Origin of the sequence: Lentilactobacillus rapi DSM 19907 = JCM 15042 (assembly GCF_001436255.1) — a bacterium.
Classification (GTDB): Bacteria; Bacillota; Bacilli; order Lactobacillales; family Lactobacillaceae; genus Lentilactobacillus; species Lentilactobacillus rapi.
Map to the genome: position 1 here is coordinate 1 of NZ_AZEI01000074.1, position 2,598 is coordinate 2,598.

Consider the following 2,598-nt stretch of genomic DNA (forward strand, 5'->3'; position numbering starts at 1 on the left):
ATGCTACCAACGGTCAAAAGATCAATGGCTGGATTAAATACTCAGCATTAACGGCTCAAGCTACTACACCAACAGAGACTCCAATTGCTAACGATCAAGTTCGTGTAACATTTGTTGATCCATCTGGTAAGACATTAGGCTCAACTACCCTTACTAAGGGCGGCCTTGAAACATATGCTCTTCAAACTATCAAGAATGCCGCTGGATCAGATGTTGTTGGTAGCACCACTGACCAAATTGCAACTGGATATCAAACTTTACTTGCAAAAGCCAACGTTAAGGGATATGGCGTTGCTAAATTAACAAGCAACCAAATTTCCGCTAATAACGCTGCACTCCAAGCAGTAACTTATGGTCAAGATGTTAAGGTTACTGTTGATACAGAAGCTGCTTATCCATTGTTGGCTAGCGCTAACTTCCGTGTATATAACGGTTCATGGACTGGTGCGGGTCAAGATTCAGTTACAAAGCAACCTTCATATGTTCTTGGATCAAACAACAGCTTCAAGTCACTTGCTGATTTCCAAACTGCATTTGTAAGCCAGGCCGCATTAAGTGGTGCTGAGGGTACTTCAATTAACGCAACTACTTACGCTAATGCTTTGAAGGCAGCTGGTGCTGATACTTTGTATTATGCATGGGTTGATTATCCTGCATCATCAAGTCGAACCGATCATTTCTTGACATCAAATGATGTTACATCAAATGGTAGCTTAAACACTAATGTATACACTGATGCACAAGGTAACACTATTAATGCTCGCTTAACTATTTATAAAGTAAGCTTAAGCACTCCAACTACCGCTGCTGCATATACGTTTAACGGTATGGGAAATGCATATAATGATACCGATACATCAGTTGCTGCAAATGCCGTTAACTTCTTTACTGGTACAGCTGCATTAGGTAATGCTGATAGCACTAAGAAGATTTCAACAACTGCTAAAAACGTTACTCTTGATTACTTGAAGCAGACTGCTAATAATTCAAATAGTGCACCTTCAAAGACTTACACTATTGACCAACTTGGTACTTCAACTAAGTTAACTCTTGACAAGATTTATGATACTGTAAATCCTGATTCATCAACTAACCAGGGTTAATTATTTAATAGTTATGAAGCTACTAAATGATTGATGCTGATATATGAAACAAAGGCAATCCGATATTGTTGGGTTGCCTTTGTTTCATATATCGCCGTTAAATTGTAGATCAAAATAAAAAGACTAAAGTTCACAAACCCTGCTCATGGATTTGATCCCTTTAGTCTTCGACATAAGATATGTCTGGAGGGGCATCACTCTAATTGAGGTTAGAGTGATGTCATCAATATAACGATGAGGGTCGTTATATTGATATGAATATCATAGCATTTTATCTAGAGCCAGCAAAGTCACGTTTACATTAACTAATTGACCTTCCAGGTTTACCATCATAGTTAGCACCCATACTGGGCGCACTCTAAAAAAGAGACAAGCCATTTTAAAGGCTTGCCTCTTTTTTTGAGTAACTAACATTCCAAAATATCAAATATAAGCTACCAAACTATTACCTATTAAGCAAATGGGTTGATAGTATTGTTTGATGTCTTTGGCAAGAAGCCAACATTAAGAGTTGGATTAGATGAATTGTAATCGTAGATTACCTGAGTCTTACCATTGCCAAAGGTACCACTAGCTGCACTAGCAGCAGTGAATGTGAATTGATTATACGTAAGAGTACCAGACAATGAGAACACTGGATAAGCAGTAGACTTCAATGTCTTGAGTGATGACTTACTATTTAGATAATTCATCACATCACTACTATTGCATGTTGCACCATTAGAACCGCTGAACAAATCATTTGCAGTTAAACTAGTTGGAGCAACATATGTGTCACCAGCCAATTTAGCAATTGCAGCATTTAATGCATTAGTACGGTTTTGCTTCTGAGTTGCATCAGCAGTACCAGCATTAATAAAGGTATTGTATGCAGCGATTGCAGCAGCAGTACTTTGTTTACCATCATTGTCTACTAATGTTGGCAAAGTAAAGGTTGCAGGCATTCCAGTACCAGTATCAGCAGTCGTGGTTACAGTGATTGGATCAGTATATTTAAAGATATTAGGATTTGCTACTTCACCAGTAGTCATTTCATCACCATAACTATTGGAAGTACTGGTAACATCATGTGAATATGGCTTGAGGCCTTGATATACAGTATTACCTTTAGTCAAGGTAATATTAGTCTCAGCACCGGTCTTAGCTTGAGCAACAACAGATGCATTTGTTGTTGGAACAGCAGCAGTACCTAAATCAAATGCGTATCCAGTTCCACTTAAAGCATTATCGATAGCAGTCTTAAGTGCAGATTGATCAGAAGTGCTTAATTGCCAACTGTAAACGCCATTTGCATTTGCTTGCAATGATCCAAGAGTGTCGCCTTTCTTTGCGCCAGTCTTAGTGTAAGTTACGGTCTTGATAGTCTTACCGCTTGCATCAACGAAGTTCAAAAGAACTGCATTATCAGCAACGTTACTAGTTGCTGGTGTTTGACTAGTAGCCGTTAATGCTGAGTATTTAATCCAGCCATTGATCTTTTGACCGTTGGTAGCAT

The 2,598-nt window shown here is 38.6% G+C and carries 2 pseudogenes; one reads left to right on the forward strand and one right to left on the reverse strand.

The window, feature by feature from the left end:
* Window positions 1-1,103: pseudogene (locus FD12_RS14005) on the forward strand (hypothetical protein); the annotation flags it as partial.
* Window positions 1,104-1,555: 452 nt separating this feature from the next.
* On the opposite strand, the pseudogene FD12_RS14090 reads toward FD12_RS14005, so the two are convergent.
* Window positions 1,556-2,598 (reverse strand): annotated as a pseudogene (locus FD12_RS14090) (S-layer protein); the annotation flags it as partial.